Below are 20,942 nucleotides of genomic sequence, written 5' to 3'. Positions count from 1 at the left end.
CATCTTTTAAAATGGAATTATGCAATTCCATCTATTATCCGGTATTAGCACCGATTTCTCGATGTTATCCCAGTCTACAGGGCAGGTTGCCCACGTGTTACTCACCCGTCCGCCGCTAACATCAGGGAGCAAGCTCCCATCAGTCCGCTCGACTTGCATGTATTAGGCACGCCGCCAGCGTTCGTCCTGAGCCAGGATCAAACTCTCCATAAAAGTGTTTGATACAGCTCAAAAATAATTCATTGACGAGATATTACTATCTCTTTAATTCGCTTGGCTTTTTCTTGTTCAGTTTTCAAAGAGCTATTTGCGTTGTCAGACATTCAATGTCTCACAGCGACCTTTATATCATACCACACAACAACAAACATTGTCAACACATTTTTAGAATTAAAAAATGTGTTGTGTTTGTCATTTGTTGCGGTCAAATTAATATAACATGGACAAGCTTTTAAAGTCAATAGTCATATTCTTTTATTCTGTTACTTTTTTGTATAAAGGTGTTCTTATGTATTTTGCACACTCTTTTGTGGAAGCAAAGCGTCGATAGATCCCAAAAATAATTTGATACTTTTCTTCCATCGCTTTTTTTACTACGTCGTCAATTCGTGGATCTGTTAAATCTAAAAGAAGCTCCTCCATTTCCTTTTTCACCATGTACTCTACTTCTTGTACTTCTTTTGTATTTAATAAAAATCCTAACATGAATTCCACCTCTGCCAAATTTGTCATTTTTATCTACTGCTTTTAAATTGTTTTCTATTTTCCGGAATTTTATTCATATCTTGTCCCTATTCACCATAAATTGAATTGTACAAGTGATGGTAAGGAGGGGTTGAAATGAAGTTTTTTTGGATTTGGAACGGAAAGAAAATGAAACAAGTATCTATTATCATCATTGCTGCTTTTTTTACAGCTGGAGTCTTGTTTGTAGAACGAAATGAACTAATGGTTTTTACTACACCAGAAGGCCCTCAAGCATTTTATAAAGGCAGTGGCGATGATAACAAAATTAGTTTAACTTTTAATATTAGCTGGGGAGAAGAACGCGCTGTCCCCATTCTTGATATTCTTCAAGAAAAAGAAATCCCAGCTACTTTTTTTGTATCAGCAGCTTGGGCGGAACGATACCCAGAGTTAATTGAAAGAATCGTCGAGGATGGACATGAAATCGGAAACCACGGTTATCGTTATGAAAACTATACTTCGTGGGATGATGACAAAATAAAAAAAGATATTCGGAATTCTGACCAAATTCTACAGGAACTCACAAATGAAAACCTTTCATTATTACGCCCACCAAATGGGCAGTTTGATAAAAGAGTGCTTTCAATTGCAGATTCACTTGACTATTCCATCATTCATTGGAGTGTAAATGGGAAAGATTATGAAAACCCAGGTGTTGATGTGATTGTAGATAATATAGTCAGTTCTACAAATAGCGGAGATGTTCTTCTTCTTCATGCTTCTGACTCAGCAAAGCAGACTCATGAAGCCCTTCCGCTCATTATTGAAAAACTGACACACGACGGATATTCTTTTGTAACGGTAAGTGAACTTATGTCCGGAGCAGATACACAGACAGAACAAATAAATTAAGACCGGTCATTATGACCGGTCTTTTTTTTGTCCAGTTAAACGATGTAAAACTAGCAACTGCCACGTATTTCCCGCTATAAGTGGTGCAAAATAAATCCATAGCCATTTCGGGTCATTTGCCGTTAATGCAGGAACCCATTCAATCGTTGTAACAACAGTAATAAAGAAAAGCGCAGGAATAAACGCACCTTTATTTGTTTGCTTCGCTTTAATATAAGCAACGATTAGACCATATAAAAGCAACAAAACTGGCATAATAACATAATGTAAAACCGTTTCATTTTCCGTGCTGAAACTAATATAGCGCAAATAAATTAAATCAAAAATAACAAAAGCAATGATTACAATTTGTACATTATTCCACAACTTGGTTGTTTTAAATAACCCTAACCCAAAACGATGTAACGTAAGATAAGCAAAAAAGCCCATTTGACTAATCAAACTAAAAGCAGCACTAATACCTAACAACCAAATTAATCCGAATAAGAAATTTAAAAATCCTTCTTGCACATATAGTGACCATTCTAAAGCTAAACCAACAATTGCTCCGCTAATACTTCCGATAAGGAGGGTAGTAAAAAATAAATAAACAACTTTACGACTATTCAAGGTAGAACGCTCCCTTATATTGCATTTATTATTGCCATATTGATTTTAACAATGGGAATAAAAAAAAGCTAGTTTAACAAAAAAATCAGTGTATATTTTTTGTTGAAATATTTCATATTAATGACAAAATGGTCGAAAGGAGCAGAGTGTATGAAACTCATGAGGAGACTGCTCGTATTTACAGTCGTAATATTCTTTTGTGCATCATGTGCCCAAGCTGATGGGGGAAATGCACAACCACCCGATTATGAAAACATGAAAAAAATGATGGTCGACATGCTTAAAACAGATGAAGGCAAGCAAGCTATCCAAGAGCTTATGACCGAGGATGAACTTAAACAAGAAATCATAATGGAACAAGCATTAGTTCGAAAAACAATTCAAGATACGTTAACATCTGAGCAAGGAAGAACGTTTTGGCAAGAAGTCATGCAAGACCCTGAATTTGCAAAAACATTTGCTGAAACCATTCAGAAGGAAAATGAAGATATATTAAAAACATTAATGAAGGATCCTGAGTATCAAGAAATGATGATGGATATATTAAAAGACCCTGAAATGGAAAGAGCCGCTCTTGACTTAATGAAAACAAAAGAGTATCGCCAACAAGTTATGGTGATTATGACGGACGCATTTGAAAGTCCATACTTTAAAGCCCAACTTACTGAACTGCTTGAACAAGTTGTCCAAGACCACCTTGAACAACCCCAAGAAGGTGGAGGTGGTGGAGGCCAAGAGGAAGAAGAAGGCAGTGAATAAAAAAAGAGCTGTATGATTGTATCATACAGCTCTTTTTTTATTTTTCATTTTTTTCAATAATGCGCTTTGCCATTTTGATATAAATTTGGCCGATCGGATGATCTTCTTTATAAATAGAAGGAGCAAAATTCTCTTTATCAATTTCTGGTTGTCCTAGCGGAATTTGTCCAAGAAGTTCTGTTTTTAACTCCTCTGCTAATCGTTCTCCTCCACCTTGTCCAAACACATATTCTTTTTCACCAGTCACTTTACTTTCAAAATACGACATATTTTCGACAACACCTAAAATTTCATGGTGAGTTTTTATGGCCATTGCTCCTGCACGAGCAGCAACAAAAGCAGCGGTTGCATGTGGTGTAGTGACAATGATTTCTTTTGAATGCGGTAACATTGTATGTACATCAAGGGCAACATCACCAGTTCCAGGTGGCAAGTCCAATATCAAATAATCCAGTTCACCCCACTCGACCTCACTAAAGAAATTATTTAACATTTTCCCTAACATCGGTCCTCTCCAAATGACAGGAGAATTATCTTCAACAAAAAAGCCCATGGATATCACTTTAACATTGAAACGTTCAACAGGAAAGATTCGTTCTCCCTTTACTTTCGGTCTTTCTTCAATTCCCATCATATCCGGTACACTGAAGCCATAAATATCAGCATCAATAATCCCAACTTTTTTCCCTAAAGCAGCTAATGTTGTCGCTAAGTTAACAGAAACTGTTGATTTGCCAACTCCACCTTTTCCACTCGTAACCGCAATAAAAGTAGTGTTGCTTGTTTCAGATAATAAACCACCAGAAGAAGGAGCACTTTGTTTATTCCCACCAAGTGCCTTTACTTCATCATCGGTTAATTTCTCAAATCGTAAGCCAACAGAATCTGCCCCTGCTTCTTTTAAAACACCAACAACTTTTTGCTGAATTTCCATTTGTTCGGCAGAACCTGCATTAGCAATCGCTAATTTTACACTTACATGTTTGGCATCTTTGACTTTAATTTCACGAATCCCTTTTGTGTCGACAAGGTTCTTATTAAATGCTGGGTCAATTATTTTTTTTAATGATTCAACAACTTGTTCTTCTGTTATCAAAACGTCCACACCCTTCTTATCAAGTTATAGCTTTAGTATAGCATACCTGCTACTTCGTTTAACAAATGTGGGTTGGTTTAATTTTGTGCTAATCGCTCTTCATTCGTATAAAAACGCAAAATTCCTTGATAGACAGATGCTGCAACTTTTTGCTGATATTCTTTTGTCGAAAGTAATGACGCTTCTTCTGGATTTGATAAGAAACCCGCTTCAACTAATGCTCCTGGAATTTCAGCCTGCTTAATTAAATATACATTATTAATTGGCTTTGCCTCACGATTTGTATTTTCTAGGTTGCGGACCATCTCATCTTGAATAAATTTAGCTAAATGCTTATTTTCTTCAATTGAACGATTATAAAATGTTTGCGCGCCACTCCATTTTGGTGATGGTATTGCATTCATATGAAGACTAATAAACATATCTGCATCGGAATGATTAATAAGCTCAACCCTTCGCTTTAAATCTTGAACTTTTCGTTCCCGGACGCGACGAACGTCATCATCAGCTAAATCGCGGTCTTCTTCTCTTGTCATTAACACTAACGCTCCTGCTTCTTGTAAATAATCTCGCAGTTCAAACGCTATTTCTAATGTGACATCCTTTTCAAGTAAACCTTCTTTTGATGTTGCTCCACCATCCAAGCCGCCATGGCCAGGATCAAGTACAATCACCTTCCCTGAAAGTGGAAGTTGCCATGTTGACCATGAATCATGACTTAAAAATTGGTACTGAATAATAAATAATAAACCAACTACACAAAAAGCAAATGCTCCGCCTTTTATCCACTTTTTCATCTTGTTCCCTCCTACTTACTCCTCCCTTATATATATTGGGACAAGGAGAGAAATATGAAGTGTTTTTAATGAAGGCGAAGCCGATATCTTTTTTGACCTTCAAAAAAGCCTCTTTCCCACCATGTATGGATAAAAACATCCACACAAATAGCAAGTGATTCCATTCTTATACCGTCATAAAGAAACCAACTTTCTAATAGCTCAAATATTTGGATTTGAACCTCGTCCAATTCTTCTTTGCAACGAGCTTTTACTACTGTTACATCCTCCCCATGGTAACCGAAACGACTGTACTCCGCCCCTAATAAATACGCATCAATGGCTGTATCAATACAAGGATCAAGTAAATAAGGATGATTCATAAACTCCAACGGAAATAGTGGCTGGAATTGTTGTTTTACGTTTTCACGCAACTCGGTTAATGACAGTTGACGTAAAACTTTTCGTTCAAACTTCCACCTTTTCTCCCGTTGCTTTTCAGAAAATGTCGTAATCACAGTCATATTCCTCGCCTCAACTTTTTTTACTATTAGTATCAAACAATAAAAAGAGCCTATGCAGTGGAATTATTGCACATTTCATCCAATGGAAATACTATTAAATTAAAGGGTTTCCGTTATTTATCTAGAATACTCTTATATTATTCAAGATGCAGTAAGGATGAAGTATATGGTACAAATTGAAGTGAATACACAAGAAATTTTAAACCGAATTACCGATGGTTTTTTTTCATTAGATATGAATTGGAATTTTACTTATGTAAACAAAGCAGCAACAAAATTGTTATTTCGAAGTCGGGATGATCTTATTGGAAAAAATGTGTGGGAGGAATTTCCTGAAGCTGTCAACCTTATGTTTTCTGAACAATATCACAAGGCTGTAAGGGAACAAGTGTCCGTTAAATTTGAAGCCTTTTTCCCACCCCTTAACATGTGGTATAGCGTTAGAGCTTATCCATCTCAAAATGGGCTTAGTGTTTATTTTCTGGATGTTACTGACGAAAAAAAAGTGTCATTAGAAAGGAAGCAACATTATCAATCCCTTTTTGATCATAATCCAGATGCTGTTTTTTCTTTTGATTTGGAAGGAAATTATTTAAGCGTCAATCCCGCTATGGAAAAGCTCTTAGGATATACCGAAGAAGAATTTTTACAACTTTCATTTATTCCATTAGTAGCCGAAGATGATTTGGCAATGACACAAGAATACTATACTAAGGCCGCACAAGGATTAACACAGAATTATGAAACAAAAGCCATACATAAAGATGGTCATATCGTGCATGTAAGTGTAACAAATATGCCGATTATTGTTGATGGTAACATCGTTGGTGTGTATGGAATTGCAAAAGACATTACTGAGCAAAAGCTAACAGAACAGCAATTAGTGAAATCAGAAAAGCTTTCAGCAGTGGGTCAACTTTCTGCTTCCATTGCCCACGAAATTCGAAATCCACTGACAGCACTTAAAGGGTTCCTTCAAATTATGATGTCATCTCCATATAATATTAAAGAAAATTATTTGTCAATCATGTCGGATGAGCTTGCTCGTATCGAATTGATTACTGGCGAATTATTAATGGCAGCGAAACCACATGTACTCCAGTTTGCAAATGAAAATATAAAAGAAATTGTTCAGGACGTCATGACACTACTTCAATCACAAGCATTGATAAACAACGTTACCCTCCATTTACGTTCTGATCTCATACCTCCTATTTATTGCGTGGGAAATCAATTAAAACAAGTGTTTATAAACCTTATAAAAAATGCAATTGAAGCCATGCCAAACGGAGGAAATGTCTATATTAATTTATATAAACATGACGACATCGTTACTATTGAAATAAGAGATGAAGGTTTCGGTATTGAAAAAGAAATACTTGAAAATATTGGGTTGCCTTTTTATACAACAAAACAAAAAGGAACAGGACTCGGAATGATGACCTGCTTTAAAATTATTGAGTCCCATAATGGAACGATGGACGTGAAAAGTGTAAAAGGAAAAGGTACAACAATATCCATTCAACTTCAATCTGAATAAAAGAAAAGGCACTCGCTTTTACCCGAGAGCCTTTTCTTGTTATTTAAGCTGTTTCTTCCATTCGTTTTTTTAAATTATCAACACTCTGCATTGTTTCATTTAAATATTTTGAAATATTTTCATTCTCATCATTTAAACTTTGAATCGTTTCTGCTAATTGTTGTAATCCCGCTGTCGATTCTTCTACAATAGCAGCAAACTCCACTGTTTGTTCTTGTGTTTGTTCGGTTTTAGATGACACGGATTTTGCAAGGTTTGAAAATGAATCTAAGTTTTGCTCTAAATGGTCAAGCGTGCTGTGAACCGTTTCAATAATTTCATTTACGGCGTTCGTCACTTCTAAATTCGCATAAAAGGCCGCATTACTCTCATTCATTTGTTTTTCTGCCTGTTCATTTGCCTGGTTAACTTCAAGTAAATTTCGAGTAATTTGTTCTGTTGTTTTTTGTGTACTATCTGCAAGTTTTCGAATTTCTTCCGCAACAACTGCAAATCCTTTTCCATGCTCACCTGCTCTTGCCGCCTCAATTGAAGCATTTAACGCTAATAAATTCGTTTGCTCAGTAATCTCTTTTATATTATTTGCTAGTATATTTGTTTCTTTATTTTTTTCTGTTAATAATCCAAAGACCGAAACTAATCCATCAACCGCTTGTTTTAATTGTTCCATCCCAACTTGAAGTTGATTCACGTTTTCTTTCCCTGTTTGGGTTGTACCTTTTACTTCAATTGCTTCTTCTTTTAATTGAGTAGAATTTTGATCAACATTATTCATAGCGACCATTGTATCCTTAGTCATCGCTGTCACTTCATTGATTTGGTCACTTTGCTTAGAGCTTCCTGCTGCAATTTCTTGAATGGACGTAAGCATTTCTCGTTGTTGCTTTAGATTGTTTTCTGAAAGCTGATAAATCGATTCAATATTTTGAACCATTACACGAACATCTTCTTCAAATAACTTCTTTTCTTGTTCTTTATTTAAAGCGAGCTGCTCTTGTTCTGTGACAACATCATTTAATTCTGCTGACATCTTTCTACTAATTTGCCCTTGAACTAAATAAGTGATAACAACAAGGAAGAATATTAACACAATATTACCTACTTGCCCTTCTGAAGCAAAATTCCCATTATTAAGTGAAAGGATATTTATAAAAACTAGCGTACTCGACATGATAACACCGCTAATAAATAAAGGTTTATATGCATGTACTGCAGCTAAAGCTAAAATGAAGATCGGGATTAACAAGCCAGATATCGAAGCTCCCCTTACAATAGACATAACTAAAAAGACTAAAAATGTAGAAATAACTAAATAGTAAGGAATTACTTTTTTCAAAGTATAGTTGTTCATCAACCGGTCACAAACAAAAATTGCTGAACTTAATATAAAGCCGACTAAGAGCGAAACGGAAATAATCGCTGGTGACTTTTGTATAAAATTTGTTAATGTACCTAAAGAATATGAAATAAGGACAACAAGAAACATTAAATTATTTTTTTTGATTAATTCTTCTGTTTGGAGCTTTACAAAGGTTTCTCTTCTGCTTGACGCTTCGTTAGATGATATGTTCATAACTACTCTCCCTAGTTAGTTTTAATAATAAAGCACTTCTTTCTACTCATTATATCGGAATTTGTCGAAAAAGTCTTTATAATAAAAGTAAAAAATTAAAACTTTTTTCCTAGGCGTATAGTTTGTACAAATAAGAAAAACGCGGATCGTCTTTTTTTCAAGCGAAGTGCGCAGCCTTCGCTCTTCTGGAATACGCTTTCAAAGCTTTACTGCTATACCAAAATTTTTTATACTTATCTTTTAAAAAAAGAACGTTAGCAAAACGTCCTTTCCCTTTTTATCCTTTTTCACCTCGAAACGGTAATTTAATCGTCATTGTTGTACCGATATTTGTTTCACTCCTAATATGTAATGTCCCTTGATGTGAATCAATAATTTTTTTACTAACCATTAATCCAAGACCTGTCCCTTTTTCTTTTAACGTATAAAAAGGCTCACCAAGCTTTGAAATTAACTCCTCAGGAATCCCGCAACCTTGATCCGCAATAGCGATAGTAACATTATTCGTTTCGATTGAAATATCCGTTTTAATTATCCCACCGTCTAACATGGCTTCCATTGCATTTTTATAAATATTAATGAACACCTGTTGTAACTGATGCTTATCACAATAAAGTGAAGGAATCACTCCATGAACGGTTGTTTCCATCTCAATAGAATGCAAAAGCGCTTGCGGACGTAGAAATTGTATGACATGTTCAATGATACTTGCGACATCCTCCATCTGGAACCTGTTTACTTGTGGTTTTGCTACAACCATAAACTCGTTTGTAATCATCTCTAGTCGGACAATCTCATTTAACATAATTTTAATGTATTCTTTCGTTGTCTCATCCGCTTCGGTCCCTATTAATTGTAAGAATCCTTTAACCGTCGTTAATGGGTTTCTTATTTCATGAGCAAAGCCTGCTGCAAGTTCACCGACGACAGATAGTTTTTCCGATTTACGTAATAGCTCCTCTGTTCTAATTAATTTTGTAATATCAACGACATTACCAATCACTTCAACGACTTCTTGCCCTTGGTGAATTGGCTTGAGTGAAACGTGAAAGATATTTTCTTCTCCATCGTCAAATTGAAACTCGACCACTTCTCCATTCCAAGCTTTATTGTTATGTAACTCGAAAACTTCTGTGTTTAGCTTTGATTCGGTAAAGGGATAAAAATTAGTTACTGCTTTTCCTACGAATTGTTCTGGAACTTGTCCCTTTTTTCTTATTAGCTTCCCGTCAATTAAGGTGTATACAAATTGGTCATTTACTTGTTTATATTTAAAAATAATGCCCTCGTATTGTTCAAGTGTTTCTTGAAGTTCTTTTCTCGTTCGTTCGAGCTCAATTTCACCCTGTTTTTGTTCTGATATATCCCGAATGATAACTGAACATATCATCTCATCATCCTTTACTTTCATCGGCGATATTGTCATATTCACATCAATTAAAGTTAAATCTTTTCGTTGTCTACTCGTCTTAAAATCAATTACAGCTCTTCCCGCGCACAACTCCTGATAAACATAGTCAAATTCCCCTTTTCGGTTAGTAGGTGTGAGTTGTTCGATATTTAAAGGGGCATCTTCTGTGTAACCAAACATTTTTATAAATGCAGCATTTCTACGAACGATTTCTTTTGTATGCAAATTCACAACTAGAATAGCATCTTCCGTGTTAGTAAAGAGCAATTCTAATTCACTTTCGATATCATGTAATTTTTCCTCCGTTTGCTTTTTGCTTTCAAACGGCACTTTAATATTGGCATAATAAAACGCTTTTAAAATGAAAAAGTAACCGCATACTTTAAAAACATGCGCGATAATAACAGTAAAATCAAACACTGTTGCAATCACCGTCACCGTCAGCCCACACAAAATAATAAAATAACAAGCTCGCATTAAGTTTAAATAAAAGTAGTTCTTGTTATGTTTGTACTTAAACCAAAGAACGATAATTGCAACCAAATGGATGATAGCAATAACATATTCAATCCCATTTTTTAATGGTGTAGGACCATTAAAAAGTAACAACGGCAAAGATTCAATATAACAAAGAATTATAAAGGGAACAACTATCGTAACACCAATAGTAAGTAAGACCCACATTGCCTTTTCCATCGAATTTCTTACATATGAATGCACATTTAAAAATACAAGACTCATTAACAAAACACTCGCTTCTGCTATTCGCGCCATTATCCAAAACCATGCTGTTGTTTGGTTGTTCTCTGCTATACTAAACGGCATACCTGTATATGAAAACGCGTGGAACATGTCCAAAACAGCCACAACGAAAAAAGCGAGCGATACAAGTAACAATAATCTTGACTTAGTAAAAGGATAAGTTAACCAACCATAAAGAAAAATGGAGAAGGAGATTGCAATACTTATGAGCTCTAAAATAGTATGAAATAATAAATGATCACCTACATGATAAAGATTCGTTTCTATTCCTTGAAAATAAACTAATGTAAATAAAAGTATTCCCACCATAATGAGAGCAATGGAATGTCTTTCACTTTTATCAATATTCAAACGGCTTCACCCCACGCGGATTATCCATTTATTATAACACTTCCCTTTATAGTGAAACTTCACCTATTTATAAAAATAATAAGAAAAACACGGAAGCGTGTTTTCGTTTCAAGCGAAGTGCGAAGCCATCGCTGCTAGACCAAAGCTTTTTAACTTTCTATCTTTTTAAAAAATGACTGATTTACCGCTGTGAAAATCGTTAATACAATCATTGAAATTGTAGCTCAGACTCATCAACATCTTTATAGATCCAATCTCCTCCCGCTCCATAAGCAATAACGGTATGATGAACAACCAACACATCCCATGTCTCATATTTGCGGTCAGAGCAGCCGTTATTTGTGAACATGAAACGGGTTTCCGTTTTTTAGCAGCCACAGGAGCGCTTATTCACGCAAAAGCAACTCTATTCCTCGCTATATATTAGGATTAACTGCTCCTGTGTCCACCAACGTTCCAAAACGCTAGCAATGTTCACAGATAACGGTTTTCATGGCCGCTTACTTACCATAAAAGTGCGCAGCCTTCGCTCTTCTAGAATAGGCGTTCTAAGCTTCACTGCTATACCAAAATTATTATACTTCCTTATTTTCAAAAAAATAAATAAGACCCCCAAGCATAAATACTCGAGAGCCTTCCATACACACATATTAACGTTTTGAGAACTGAGGTATGATTTTTAAGCACCTATTTCATTGAACTCAGACGGTATAAAATCAATTTCAACATCAAGTGATTCGATGAAATGAATATAATCAGATATGCTTATTTTTTGAATCTTTTCCTCATTAACAGAATTGCCACTCTCATCAGTTCCGTAGAACCAATCCAAAGTTAGAACTGTTTCACCATCACCAGAAAGAGCTAAAAACTCTGAACTACTAAAAAGGTCTCTTTCTGTTTCATTTAGATATTCATTTTTGTACACCGATTCAAAGAATTTAATATCACTTCCTCTGTAGCCAAACCAACGATTAGCTCCCATATCATAAATGACTTGTCCATATTCACGAACACTGTCAAAGACAAAACCATTTGGTCTAACAAAGTTCATACCAAAACCATGCCCAATATGAATTTCCTCTTCAGATTGCAAATTAAAAATGTAGCTATCTACGTAGTTATAATGCTTCCCACCAGATACCCCTCGTAATCGATACATAATATACTGCCCATCAGGAGATATTTGGCCTTCTACAGTAGTAGCCTCGTCATCATCAGGTACCGCTTTAAATAAGACAGGATCAGAATCCTTCGATGCGTCATATGTGTAAGCCTTCCATTCATCATCGTTTGCGCCGTAAATAAAGAAGATTTCGCCTGATTGATCAAAGTTAAAGCCAAGGATTGTTGGCATATCGTTAATCGTGATAAATGGACTTGACCCTTTATCGGTTAGCTCGTAAATCGTTCCTTCATCACTATAACTTTCAATGTAGAGCACTTTTCCTGTTGGAAGAGCATATAAGGTGTAATCACTATTGGCGGAATGACTAATTTCATTCGCTTCTATATTGAAAACAACGGACACGTTTGTTTCTGTTTCGTCTTTACATCTTCCTTCAAAATAATGAGTACTTGTAGCTTTAATTCCATAAAAACGGCAATCTGTATAAACCCCAATTGTGGATGCATCAATGACCTCACCATTGTATACAAAATAAGGCGTTGTCATTTCTTTTTCACCACTTTTGTCTACTTTATTGAAAAATACAACACTACCATCATAATTTATAGAGATGGCGTCATATTTCACTCCTTCTTCCTCTTCAAAGGAATAGACTTCTTCTATAACAGTACTTGTCTCACTTACAGAAGTATCTTCCTTTTCAATACTAGCATTGTTTTCGGATGAATCATTGTTACTTACTTCTTCGTTACTGCTGCACCCCCATAACAATAGAATAGCAGCAATCATAACAAAGTTAAATTTAGCATATTTTCTCATATTTTCCTCCCCTATGTAAATTAACAGGAATTATTATAACATCCTTTTCTGGAAATGAAAACCAATAGTTAATTAATCTATGCAAAAAAAGTATTTATCATAAAAGGCTTGAAAGTATTATCAAAAATAAGTTGCGGTCAGTTGCAACCGATAAAAATCCCGCAGTAGAAAACTCTTTTTAGCATTAAGAAAAACGCGGAGCGTGTTTTCGTTTCAAGCGAAGTGCGGAACCCTGCCCGCTTTTGACAGTCAGCCCCAAGTGCTCTTTTGGGGTGAAACGCGCAGGTGCGCAGCCTTCTCTCTTCTAGAATAAGCTTTCAAAACTTCACTGCTACACCAAAATTTTTATACCTATCTTTTTAAAAAATGACTGGTTTACCGCTGTGAAAATCCTTAATACAATCATCGAGATTGTCAGCTCAGAGTCATCAACATCTTTATAGATCCAATCTCCTCCCGCTCCATAAGCAATAGCGGTATGATGAACAACCAACACATCCCATGTCTCATATTTGCGGTCAGAGCAGCCGTTATTTGTACATGATACGGGTTTCCGTTTTTTAGCGGCCACAGGAGCCCTTATTCACGCAAAAGCGACTCTATCCCTAGCAATATATTATGATTAACTGCTCCTGTGTCCTCCAACGTTACAAAACGCTAGCAATGTTCACAGATAACGGTTTTCCTGGCCGCTTACTTACCATAAAAGCGTCTTTTCTTTCAAGCGAAGTGCGGAGCTTCACTGCTATACCAAAATTATTATACTTCCTTATCTTTTAAAAAATAAATAAGACCCCCAAGCAAAATAGCTTGAGAGCCTTCCAAACGTACATATTAACGTTTTGAGAACTGAGGTGCACGACGAGCTGCTTTAAGACCGTATTTTTTACGTTCTTTCATACGAGCATCACGCGTTAAGAAACCAGCAGCTTTTAAAGATGCACGGTATTCAGGATCAACTTCTAATAGAGCTCTTGATACACCATGACGGATAGCACCAGCTTGACCAGTATATCCTCCGCCTTGTACATTAACAAGAACATCATATTGTCCTTCTGTCGCTGTTTCTACTAATGGTTGTTTTACGATTAATTTTAACGTTTCTTTACCACCAAAATACGTATCGATTTCACGATTATTAATAACAATACGACCGTCACCAGGCACTAAACGAACACGTGCTACAGAGTGCTTACGACGACCAGTACCATAATATTGTACTTGTGCCAAGAAAATAACCTCCTTTTAATTATCCACGAAGCTCATAAGCTTCTGGCTTTTGTGCTTCATGTTTATGCTCACTACCAGCGTAGACATGAAGTTTCATACCTTGCTTACGTCCAAGTGTATTTTTCGGTAACATACCTTTGATTGCTAATTCAAGCATTCTTTCAGGTTTGTTTTTTAACATTTCTCCAGCTGTTGTTTGTTTTAATCCACCTGGATGATTAGTATGACGATAATAAATCTTGTCAGTTAACTTCTTCCCAGTTAAAACAATCTTTGAAGCATTAATAATAATTACGAAATCACCTGTATCTACGTGTGGTGTAAACGTTGGTTTATGTTTACCACGAAGGATTGAAGCAACTTCACTCGCAAGACGACCTAAAGTTTGGCCTTCTGCGTCAACTACATACCACTTACGTTCAACTTCGTTTGGCTTTGCCATATATGTTGTACGCATCTTGTTCCCTCCTATGCGAAACGTTTCATTTCATTTTGAATTTTTATTTAGATTTTCCATTGTCTATAGTAACACTCTAACCGTAAACCCGGGGCTAGTGGGTTTATTTTAGAAATACCATTTAACATCATATCCTATATAAAACTTAATGTCAACCGTTTTGTTACACTAGGATACGTTGTTTATAATATTTTTTTTAATACGTCACTTTCCATAAATACAATCCATGGCTAGGTGCTGTTTTTCCTGCTTTATCCCGGCTTTTTGCCTCGATGATTTGTGTTATATCTGAAACCTTTTTCTTACCTTGTCCAACTTCAAGCAATGTCCCTACTATAATACGAACCATATTGTATAAAAAGCCACTTCCGACAACACGAATAATCAGTTCATTTCCTTCTTCAATCAATTCTAGCTCATAAATTGTTCTCACTTTATTCCCCACGACTGTTTTAGCAGAACAAAATGAGGTAAAGTCAAACGTGCCTATGAGTAGCTTTGCCGCTTCTTTCATCTTATCTAGCTGAAGAGGATATGGATAATGATACACATACTTTCTTCTAAACACTTCTTCGGTTTGTGAACATAATATCCGATACCGATATTCTTTTGTTTTCACATCAAACCGAGCATGGAACTGATAATCCACTTCCTCTGCCTGTACGATAACTATATCATCAGGCAGCAAAGAACGTAGTGCACGGGGCCATCTTTCTTCATCAATGGCCAAAGTTGTATCAAAGTGAATGACTTGTCCTTGGGCATGCACACCTGCGTCTGTACGACCTGAAGCTGTAAGGGCCACGTCTTGACCTTTATGTATTTTTCGTAAAGCTTCTTCTAAATCACCTTGGACCGTTCGTTTATTAGGTTGAATTTGAAACCCGGAAAACTCACTTCCATCATAAGAAACAATGCATTTCATTCTTTTCATCATTATCCCTCCTTTTCCCATTTATTAAACATTACGAACGAAACAATAATAACCCAATGGCAATTAGAGAGATGACAATAAATACGAGACTATCCTTTCTCGTCCATTGCAACACTCTTATTTTTGTCCGTCCTTCCCCGCCGCGATAACCACGCGATTCCATCGCAGTCGCTAAGTCTTCTGCTCGTTTAAAGGAATGAATAAATAAAGGGATAAGGAGTGGGAAAATGGCCTTCACCCGGTCGGTAATCGGACCCGATTTGAAATCGACCCCTCGAGCCATTTGTGCTTTCATAATTTTTTCCGTTTCTTGCAGTAATGTTGGAATAAAGCGTAAGGAAATCGACATCATCAACGCTAGTTCATGAGCAGGTACACCTACTCGTTTAAATGGACGTAAGAGACTCTCGAGTCCGTCTGTTAAATCGAGCGGTGGTGTTGTTAACGTAAGTAATGATGTGAGTAAGAAAATGACAAGCAGTCGAATACAAATAAAAACCCCATTTGTAATACCACCTTCATAAACGGCAAACGGACCCCATTCATAAACAAGTGCCCCTTCTTTATTTATAATGATATGGACGACAAGTGTAAAAACTAAAAGAAAAAATACTGGTTTTAACCCTCGGTATATAAATCGAAGCGATACCCGAGAGAGAAGTACAAGTCCTATGGCTACAGCGGAAATTAGTACGTATGTTGTCCAATTGTTTGCTAGAAATATAATGATAATAAAAAATAAGATTGCAAGTAGCTTTGACCTAGGATCTAAGCGGTGTAAATAAGAGTGTCCATCTACATATTGTCCAATAATGACGTGCGAAAACATGTTACGTCAACCTTTCTTTATGGCACATCGCCGTAACTTGTTCTGCCACTTCTTCAACTGAGAACGCCACGGGCGGCATTTCTTGGTTCAGTCTTTTACTTAACGCATACAGAAACTGAACAGGTTCTGGCATATCCAACCCTAACTCAAAAAGTCTCTCTCGTTGCTTAAAGATTTCCGTAGGGCTTCCGTTAGCGGCCACCGTCCCTTCTTTCATTACAATAATTTGGTCAGCAAACCGTGCGGCATCGAGCATATTATGTGTAACGAGAACAACACTCTTCCCATGTTCTTTATGTAACACTGAAAATAGATCCATCATTTCTTTTCTTCCTTTTGGGTCAAGTCCGGCTGTTGGCTCATCAACAATTAATACTTCTGGGTCCATCGCTAGAACTCCGGCTATGGCGACACGCCTCATTTGACCACCACTTAGTTCAAAAGGTGACCGTTGTAGAAATTCTTCAGACAAGCCAACTCTTTGCAGCCATAAGGAAGCTCGATGTTTCGCTTTTTCTATCGGAACACCAAAATTTAAAGGACCAAAACAAATGTCTTTCTCTACCGTTTCTTCAAATAATTGATGTTCAGGATACTGAAAAACTAGTCCAACTTTTTGCCTAAGTTCTTTTAAATGCTTATTCTTTTTCGTTGAATAAATCGTTCTATCACCAACTTTTATTTCTCCTTTTGTTGGTGTTAATAATCCGTTGAAATGTTGAACAAGTGTTGATTTGCCCGATCCTGTTTGTCCAATTATAGCGGTGTAGGATTTAGATGGAATCGTAATCGATATATCTCGTATCGCATAATGAGAAAAAGGGGTTCCTGGCATATATTCATAGGTTACTTTTTCTGCACGGATATCCATAGCTCACTCACCAACTCTGCTTCTGTCATACTTTGACCTGAAAGAGAAATTCCCCTTTTAATTAGCTCTTCTTGCAGTTCGATAAGAAACGGAAGTTCTAAACCAACATTTCTTAATTTTTCCTGTTGTACAAATAATTCTTTAGGTTTTCCTTGTATTATGATTCTTCCTTCCTCTAAAACAACCATTCGGTCGGCTAATATTGCTTCTGACAAGTCATGGGTGATTGTAATAATCGTTAATTTTTCCTGTTGGTGAAGTTGTTGAATGGACGTTATAATCTCTTTTCTTCCTATCGGGTCTAACATCGATGTCGCCTCGTCAAACACCATAACCTTTGGTTTCACTGCTAAAATTCCCGCAATCGCCACTCGTTGTTTTTGTCCACCTGATAGGTGATGAGGCTCTTTCATTAACAACTGGTCTACGTTTACTCGTTTGGCACTTTCAACAATAATGGCTTCCATTTCACTTGGTGGGAACCCTAAATTCTCCAACCCAAAAGCGATATCATCTTTCACCGTTGTTGCAACAAATTGATTCTCTGGGTTTTGAAACACAACCCCTACTCTTTGACGAACTTCCCATACATTGTCTACTTCGTTCGTTAAAAACCCGTCGACGACAACCTTGCCACTAGAAGGTATATATAATCCATTTAATAGTTTGGCTAAAGTCGACTTTCCAGAGCCATTGTGACCCGTAATAGCGATCCATTCCCCTTCATTCACAGTAAGAGTAACATCTTGAAGTGCAGGTTGTTGTGCGCCCTCATATGTAAAGCTCAGATTTTCGATTACGATTACCTCTTTCATAATACCCAACCTCACTTCTTTAAAGTTGTAAGACCAAACAAAAAAGGGCCCTCAGAGTCAGAGCTGTAGCTCGGATCTGTTGCGCCCTTAGTCGTTAGAGTTTGACTCTTACTGTTACACTAGTTCAATAATTACCATCGGCGCGCCGTCTCCACGACGAGGGCCAACTTTAAGAATACGTGTGTATCCACCTTGACGTTCTTCATAACGAGGTGCAATATCACTGAATAACTTTTGAATTGCATCTTGTCCTGATTCTTCGTCTGCAACTTCACGACGTACAAATGAAGCCACTTGACGACGTGCATGTAGGTCTCCACGTTTTCCAAGCGTAATTAGTTTCTCCACGATTGAACGAAGCTCTTTCGCTTTTGCTTCAGTCGTTTCGATTTTTTCATTAATGATTAAATCTGTAGCTAAATCACGGAACAATGCTTTACGACCAGCACTGTCACGTCCTAATTTTGCATATGCCATATGAGATTCCCTCCTTTGCTGCTAGTTAATCTTCTTTACGTAATCCTAAACCGAGTTCACCAAGCTTTTCTTGAACTTCTTCAAGTGATTTACGTCCTAAGTTACGAACTTTCATCATATCTTCTTCAGACTTATGAGTAAGCTCTTGCACGGTATTTATACCGGCGCGCTTCAGGCAGTTGTAAGAACGAACAGACAAATCTAATTCTTCGATTGTCATTTCCAGAACTTTTTCTTTCTGGTCTTCTTCTTTTTCTACCATAATTTCAGCATTTTGAGCTTGATCTGTTAAGCCTACGAATATATTTAAATGCTCAGTTAAAATTTTTGCTCCAAGAGAAACAGCCTCTTCAGGGCGAATGCTTCCGTCAGTCCAAACATCCAGGGTTAGTTTATCATAGTTTGTAATTTGGCCAACACGAGTGTTTTCTACTTGATAGTTTACGCGAGAGACAGGTGTGAAAATCGAGTCAATTGGAATAACGCCAATTGGTAACTCTTCAGACTTATTTCCTTCAGCAGGAACATAGCCTCGACCACGCTTTGCATTAATTCGTAGGTGCAAACGACCACCACTTGCTAATGTAGCAATATGAAGATCAGGATTCAGCACGTCTACATCACTGTCATGAGTTAAATCTCCTGCAGTAACAGGTCCTTCACCTTGCATATCAATTTCTAATGTTTTTTGTTCATCAGAATATATTTTTAAAGCAAGCTGTTTTAAATTGAGGATAATCGTTGTTACGTCTTCTACAACGCCTTCAATTGTAGAAAATTCATGCAACACACCATCAATTTGTACAGATGTTACAGCTGCCCCTGGTAATGAAGATAAAAGGATACGACGTAGCGAATTACCTAAAGTTGTACCATACCCGCGCTCAAGTGGTTCAACAATAAACTTACCATACTTTGCATCTTCACTAATCTCAACCGTTTCAATATTTGGCTTTTCTATTTCTATCATTCAACAAACCCTCCTTCAAAACGTCGAATTCCGGTAGACTTCTTTTCTTGCCTGACCGGAATCCCCCATTAGGCAGTTCCGAACGTATACAACCTAAACAGTCAATAACTTGTAAGAACCGTTTCACAGGGAAATCTCGTCTTAACCCATTATTGACACTTTAAGGAAATCTATTCAATCCTTTTGATTTCTTTTACACTCTACGACGTTTTGGCGGACGGCAACCATTATGAGGTACAGGAGTAACGTCTTTAATCATGTTAACTTCTAAGCCAACCGCTTGAAGTGAGCGAATTGCTGCCTCACGACCAGCTCCAGGTCCTTTAACAGAAACTTCAACTGTTTTCATGCCGTGTTCCATTGCTGTTTTACCAGCAGCTTCTGCAGCCATTTGTGCAGCAAACGGAGTAGATTTACGAGAACCTTTAAACCCTAAGTTTCCAGCACTTGCCCATGAAATTGCGTTACCATGTACGTCAGTAATTGTTACGATCGTGTTGTTAAATGTAGATTTAATATGAGCAACTCCAGTATCAACATTTTTACGTTGACGACGTTTTGTACGTGTGTTCGTTCTTTTAGCCATTTACGTTACCTCCTTTACTTCTTCTTATTTGCTACTGTACGACGAGGACCTTTACGAGTACGAGCATTGTTTTTTGAATTTTGTCCACGAACTGGTAAGCCACGACGATGACGGATACCACGATAAGAACCGATTTCGATTAAACGTTTGATGTTAAGAGAAATCTCACGACGAAGGTCACCTTCTACACGATATGCATCGATAACTTCACGGATTTTGTTTAACTCTTCCTCTGTTAAATCACGAACTCGAGTATCTTCAGAAACTCCTGCTTTTGCTAGAATTTCAGAAGATCTTTGTTTACCTACACCATAGATGTATGTTAGCGAGACAACAACTCGTTTATCACGAGGGATGTCGACACCTGAAATACGTGCCATTACATAAGCACCTCCTTTAAATTAACCTTGTTTTTGTTTGTGCTTTGGATTTTCACAAATTACCATAACCGTACCTTTACGACGAATGACTTTACACTTTTCGCAAATCGGTTTGACTGATGGTCTGACTTTCATCCTTTTTACCTCCTTATGATGCGGAGTACCATGAACTTATTGCTTCTATCAGCTTTGCCGAAGAATAATAAATTCAATCTAATCTAATCTTATTTATATCGATACGTAATTCTACCACGTGTTAAGTCATACGGTGATAACTCAACCGTTACTTTATCTCCTGGAAGAATACGAATAAAATGCATGCGAATTTTTCCGGATACATGGGCTAACACCTTATGCCCATTCTCAAGCTCAACTCGAAACATCGCGTTTGGCAGTGGCTCTATAACAGTACCTTCAACTTCAATTACGTCTTCTTTCGCCATGA

Annotated in this window: 24 protein-coding genes and 1 rRNA gene; 3 read left to right on the top strand and 22 right to left on the bottom strand. The window is 36.9% G+C overall.

Translation table 11 applies throughout. From position 1 onward, the window contains the following. Window positions 1–213: ribosomal RNA gene (locus tag T323_RS0112195) — 16S ribosomal RNA — on the bottom strand; the annotation flags it as partial. Between the two features lie 261 nt (window positions 214–474). Then, a complete protein-coding gene (locus T323_RS0112190) occupies window positions 475–705 on the bottom strand; it encodes a hypothetical protein (RefSeq protein WP_026673539.1) in 231 nt (76 codons plus the stop codon). 135 nt (window positions 706–840) lie between these two features. Here T323_RS0112190 and pdaB point away from each other — a divergent pair, with 135 nt between their 5' ends. Continuing rightward, the gene (gene pdaB / locus T323_RS0112185) at window positions 841–1,599 is read left to right on the top strand and encodes a polysaccharide deacetylase family sporulation protein PdaB (protein WP_026673538.1); all 759 of its coding nucleotides are present in this window, start codon (window positions 841–843) and stop codon (window positions 1,597–1,599) included. Between the two features lie 9 nt (window positions 1,600–1,608). Here pdaB and T323_RS0112180 read toward each other — a convergent pair whose 3' ends face one another. Beyond that, window positions 1,609–2,208, bottom strand: a complete 600-nt coding sequence (locus tag T323_RS0112180) for a KinB-signaling pathway activation protein (protein WP_026673537.1) — start codon at window positions 2,206–2,208, stop codon at window positions 1,609–1,611. Window positions 2,209–2,358: 150 nt separating this feature from the next. Between T323_RS0112180 and gerD the strand changes: the two genes are divergently transcribed. Next, window positions 2,359–2,967, top strand: a complete 609-nt coding sequence (gene gerD, locus T323_RS0112175) for a spore germination lipoprotein GerD (RefSeq protein ID WP_026673536.1) — start codon at window positions 2,359–2,361, stop codon at window positions 2,965–2,967. 37 nt (window positions 2,968–3,004) lie between these two features. On the opposite strand, the gene salA is transcribed toward gerD, so the two are convergent. The 3 genes from salA to T323_RS0112160 form a co-directional block, all read right to left on the bottom strand. Continuing rightward, window positions 3,005–4,063, bottom strand: coding sequence for an iron-sulfur carrier protein/transcriptional regulator SalA (salA, locus tag T323_RS0112170; RefSeq protein WP_026673535.1), 1,059 nt, complete (start codon window positions 4,061–4,063; stop codon window positions 3,005–3,007). Window positions 4,064–4,140: 77 nt separating this feature from the next. Continuing rightward, on the bottom strand, window positions 4,141–4,860 hold the full coding sequence (cwlD, locus tag T323_RS0112165) for an N-acetylmuramoyl-L-alanine amidase CwlD (RefSeq protein WP_026673534.1): 720 nt from the start codon (window positions 4,858–4,860) through the stop codon (window positions 4,141–4,143). A gap of 65 nt (window positions 4,861–4,925) precedes the next feature. Next, on the bottom strand, window positions 4,926–5,363 hold the full coding sequence (locus T323_RS0112160) for a DUF2521 family protein (protein ID WP_026673533.1): 438 nt from the start codon (window positions 5,361–5,363) through the stop codon (window positions 4,926–4,928). 166 nt (window positions 5,364–5,529) lie between these two features. Between T323_RS0112160 and T323_RS26620 the strand changes: the two genes are divergently transcribed. Further along, complete coding sequence (locus T323_RS26620) at window positions 5,530–6,903, top strand: PAS domain-containing sensor histidine kinase (RefSeq protein WP_035178546.1); 1,374 nt, start codon at window positions 5,530–5,532, stop codon at window positions 6,901–6,903. Between the two features lie 43 nt (window positions 6,904–6,946). Here T323_RS26620 and T323_RS0112150 read toward each other — a convergent pair whose 3' ends face one another. From T323_RS0112150 to infA, 16 genes are all read right to left on the bottom strand, one after another. Continuing rightward, window positions 6,947–8,476, bottom strand: a complete 1,530-nt coding sequence (locus tag T323_RS0112150; protein ID WP_026673532.1) for a methyl-accepting chemotaxis protein — start codon at window positions 8,474–8,476, stop codon at window positions 6,947–6,949. Between the two features lie 277 nt (window positions 8,477–8,753). Next, complete coding sequence (locus T323_RS0112145; RefSeq protein WP_026673531.1) at window positions 8,754–11,000, bottom strand: MASE3 domain-containing protein; 2,247 nt, start codon at window positions 10,998–11,000, stop codon at window positions 8,754–8,756. Window positions 11,001–11,208: 208 nt separating this feature from the next. After that, window positions 11,209–11,349 carry a hypothetical protein gene (locus tag T323_RS28840; RefSeq protein ID WP_156942441.1) on the bottom strand — a complete coding sequence of 47 codons (141 nt, stop codon included), beginning with the start codon at window positions 11,347–11,349 and terminating at the stop codon, window positions 11,209–11,211. A 330-nt stretch (window positions 11,350–11,679) separates the two neighbouring features. Continuing rightward, window positions 11,680–12,948 (bottom strand): hypothetical protein, encoded by a 1,269-nt coding sequence (locus T323_RS0112135; protein ID WP_026673530.1) that lies wholly within the window; start codon window positions 12,946–12,948, stop codon window positions 11,680–11,682. Window positions 12,949–13,782: 834 nt separating this feature from the next. Then, window positions 13,783–14,178, bottom strand: a complete 396-nt coding sequence (rpsI, locus tag T323_RS0112125; protein ID WP_026673529.1) for a 30S ribosomal protein S9 — start codon at window positions 14,176–14,178, stop codon at window positions 13,783–13,785. 19 nt (window positions 14,179–14,197) lie between these two features. Next, window positions 14,198–14,635, bottom strand: coding sequence for a 50S ribosomal protein L13 (rplM, locus tag T323_RS0112120; protein WP_026673528.1), 438 nt, complete (start codon window positions 14,633–14,635; stop codon window positions 14,198–14,200). A 196-nt stretch (window positions 14,636–14,831) separates the two neighbouring features. Beyond that, window positions 14,832–15,569, bottom strand: a complete 738-nt coding sequence (truA, locus tag T323_RS0112115; protein ID WP_026673527.1) for a tRNA pseudouridine(38-40) synthase TruA — start codon at window positions 15,567–15,569, stop codon at window positions 14,832–14,834. A 31-nt stretch (window positions 15,570–15,600) separates the two neighbouring features. Further along, window positions 15,601–16,398, bottom strand: a complete 798-nt coding sequence (locus T323_RS0112110) for an energy-coupling factor transporter transmembrane component T family protein (protein WP_026673526.1) — start codon at window positions 16,396–16,398, stop codon at window positions 15,601–15,603. A 1-nt stretch (window position 16,399) separates the two neighbouring features. Then, entirely contained in the window at window positions 16,400–17,269 is an 870-nt protein-coding gene (locus T323_RS0112105; RefSeq protein WP_026673525.1) for an energy-coupling factor ABC transporter ATP-binding protein, read from the bottom strand. Next, on the bottom strand, window positions 17,245–18,084 hold the full coding sequence (locus tag T323_RS0112100) for an energy-coupling factor transporter ATPase (RefSeq protein ID WP_026673524.1): 840 nt from the start codon (window positions 18,082–18,084) through the stop codon (window positions 17,245–17,247). The genes T323_RS0112105 and T323_RS0112100 overlap by 25 nt, the downstream gene beginning before the upstream one ends. A 114-nt stretch (window positions 18,085–18,198) precedes the next feature. Further along, window positions 18,199–18,561: a 50S ribosomal protein L17 gene (gene rplQ / locus T323_RS0112095; protein WP_026673523.1), complete on the bottom strand. Its 363-nt coding sequence runs from the start codon at window positions 18,559–18,561 to the stop codon at window positions 18,199–18,201. Between the two features lie 25 nt (window positions 18,562–18,586). Further along, the gene (locus tag T323_RS0112090; RefSeq protein ID WP_026673522.1) at window positions 18,587–19,531 is read right to left on the bottom strand and encodes a DNA-directed RNA polymerase subunit alpha; all 945 of its coding nucleotides are present in this window, start codon (window positions 19,529–19,531) and stop codon (window positions 18,587–18,589) included. A gap of 193 nt (window positions 19,532–19,724) precedes the next feature. Next, entirely contained in the window at window positions 19,725–20,117 is a 393-nt protein-coding gene (gene rpsK / locus T323_RS0112085; RefSeq protein ID WP_026673521.1) for a 30S ribosomal protein S11, read from the bottom strand. A gap of 14 nt (window positions 20,118–20,131) precedes the next feature. Beyond that, on the bottom strand, window positions 20,132–20,497 hold the full coding sequence (rpsM, locus tag T323_RS0112080; RefSeq protein ID WP_026673520.1) for a 30S ribosomal protein S13: 366 nt from the start codon (window positions 20,495–20,497) through the stop codon (window positions 20,132–20,134). Between the two features lie 21 nt (window positions 20,498–20,518). Further along, on the bottom strand, window positions 20,519–20,632 hold the full coding sequence (rpmJ, locus tag T323_RS0112075; protein ID WP_003322638.1) for a 50S ribosomal protein L36: 114 nt from the start codon (window positions 20,630–20,632) through the stop codon (window positions 20,519–20,521). Window positions 20,633–20,721: 89 nt separating this feature from the next. Continuing rightward, the gene (gene infA, locus T323_RS0112070) at window positions 20,722–20,940 is read right to left on the bottom strand and encodes a translation initiation factor IF-1 (RefSeq protein ID WP_003322635.1); all 219 of its coding nucleotides are present in this window, start codon (window positions 20,938–20,940) and stop codon (window positions 20,722–20,724) included. Window positions 20,941–20,942: the final 2 nt, after the last annotated feature.

Origin of the sequence: Alkalihalobacillus bogoriensis ATCC BAA-922 (assembly GCF_000621445.1) — a bacterium.
Classification (GTDB): Bacteria; Bacillota; Bacilli; order Bacillales; family Bacillaceae_F; genus Bacillus_AO; species Bacillus_AO bogoriense.
This window is presented reverse-complemented; position numbering and strand designations above follow the sequence as displayed.

Coding starts and splice junctions, on each gene's coding strand:
- T323_RS28840 (WP_156942441.1), bottom strand. CDS start 11,349: ATGTTCACAAATAACGGCTGCTCTGACCGCAAATATGAGACATGGGAT.
- truA (WP_026673527.1), bottom strand. CDS start 15,569: ATGAAAAGAATGAAATGCATTGTTTCTTATGATGGAAGTGAGTTTTCC.
- T323_RS0112135 (WP_026673530.1), bottom strand. CDS start 12,948: ATGAGAAAATATGCTAAATTTAACTTTGTTATGATTGCTGCTATTCTA.
- T323_RS0112190 (WP_026673539.1), bottom strand. CDS start 705: ATGTTAGGATTTTTATTAAATACAAAAGAAGTACAAGAAGTAGAGTAC.
- rplM (WP_026673528.1), bottom strand. CDS start 14,635: ATGCGTACAACATATATGGCAAAGCCAAACGAAGTTGAACGTAAGTGG.
- T323_RS0112160 (WP_026673533.1), bottom strand. CDS start 5,363: ATGACTGTGATTACGACATTTTCTGAAAAGCAACGGGAGAAAAGGTGG.
- gerD (WP_026673536.1), top strand. CDS start 2,359: ATGAAACTCATGAGGAGACTGCTCGTATTTACAGTCGTAATATTCTTT.
- rpsK (WP_026673521.1), bottom strand. CDS start 20,117: ATGGCTAAAAGAACGAACACACGTACAAAACGTCGTCAACGTAAAAAT.
- T323_RS26620 (WP_035178546.1), top strand. CDS start 5,530: ATGGTACAAATTGAAGTGAATACACAAGAAATTTTAAACCGAATTACC.
- cwlD (WP_026673534.1), bottom strand. CDS start 4,860: ATGAAAAAGTGGATAAAAGGCGGAGCATTTGCTTTTTGTGTAGTTGGT.
- T323_RS0112105 (WP_026673525.1), bottom strand. CDS start 17,269: ATGGATATCCGTGCAGAAAAAGTAACCTATGAATATATGCCAGGAACC.
- rplQ (WP_026673523.1), bottom strand. CDS start 18,561: ATGGCATATGCAAAATTAGGACGTGACAGTGCTGGTCGTAAAGCATTG.
- T323_RS0112110 (WP_026673526.1), bottom strand. CDS start 16,398: ATGTTTTCGCACGTCATTATTGGACAATATGTAGATGGACACTCTTAT.
- rpsM (WP_026673520.1), bottom strand. CDS start 20,497: ATGGCACGTATTTCAGGTGTCGACATCCCTCGTGATAAACGAGTTGTT.
- rpmJ (WP_003322638.1), bottom strand. CDS start 20,632: ATGAAAGTCAGACCATCAGTCAAACCGATTTGCGAAAAGTGTAAAGTC.
- infA (WP_003322635.1), bottom strand. CDS start 20,940: ATGGCGAAAGAAGACGTAATTGAAGTTGAAGGTACTGTTATAGAGCCA.
- T323_RS0112150 (WP_026673532.1), bottom strand. CDS start 8,476: ATGAACATATCATCTAACGAAGCGTCAAGCAGAAGAGAAACCTTTGTA.
- T323_RS0112100 (WP_026673524.1), bottom strand. CDS start 18,084: ATGAAAGAGGTAATCGTAATCGAAAATCTGAGCTTTACATATGAGGGC.
- pdaB (WP_026673538.1), top strand. CDS start 841: ATGAAGTTTTTTTGGATTTGGAACGGAAAGAAAATGAAACAAGTATCT.
- T323_RS0112090 (WP_026673522.1), bottom strand. CDS start 19,531: ATGATAGAAATAGAAAAGCCAAATATTGAAACGGTTGAGATTAGTGAA.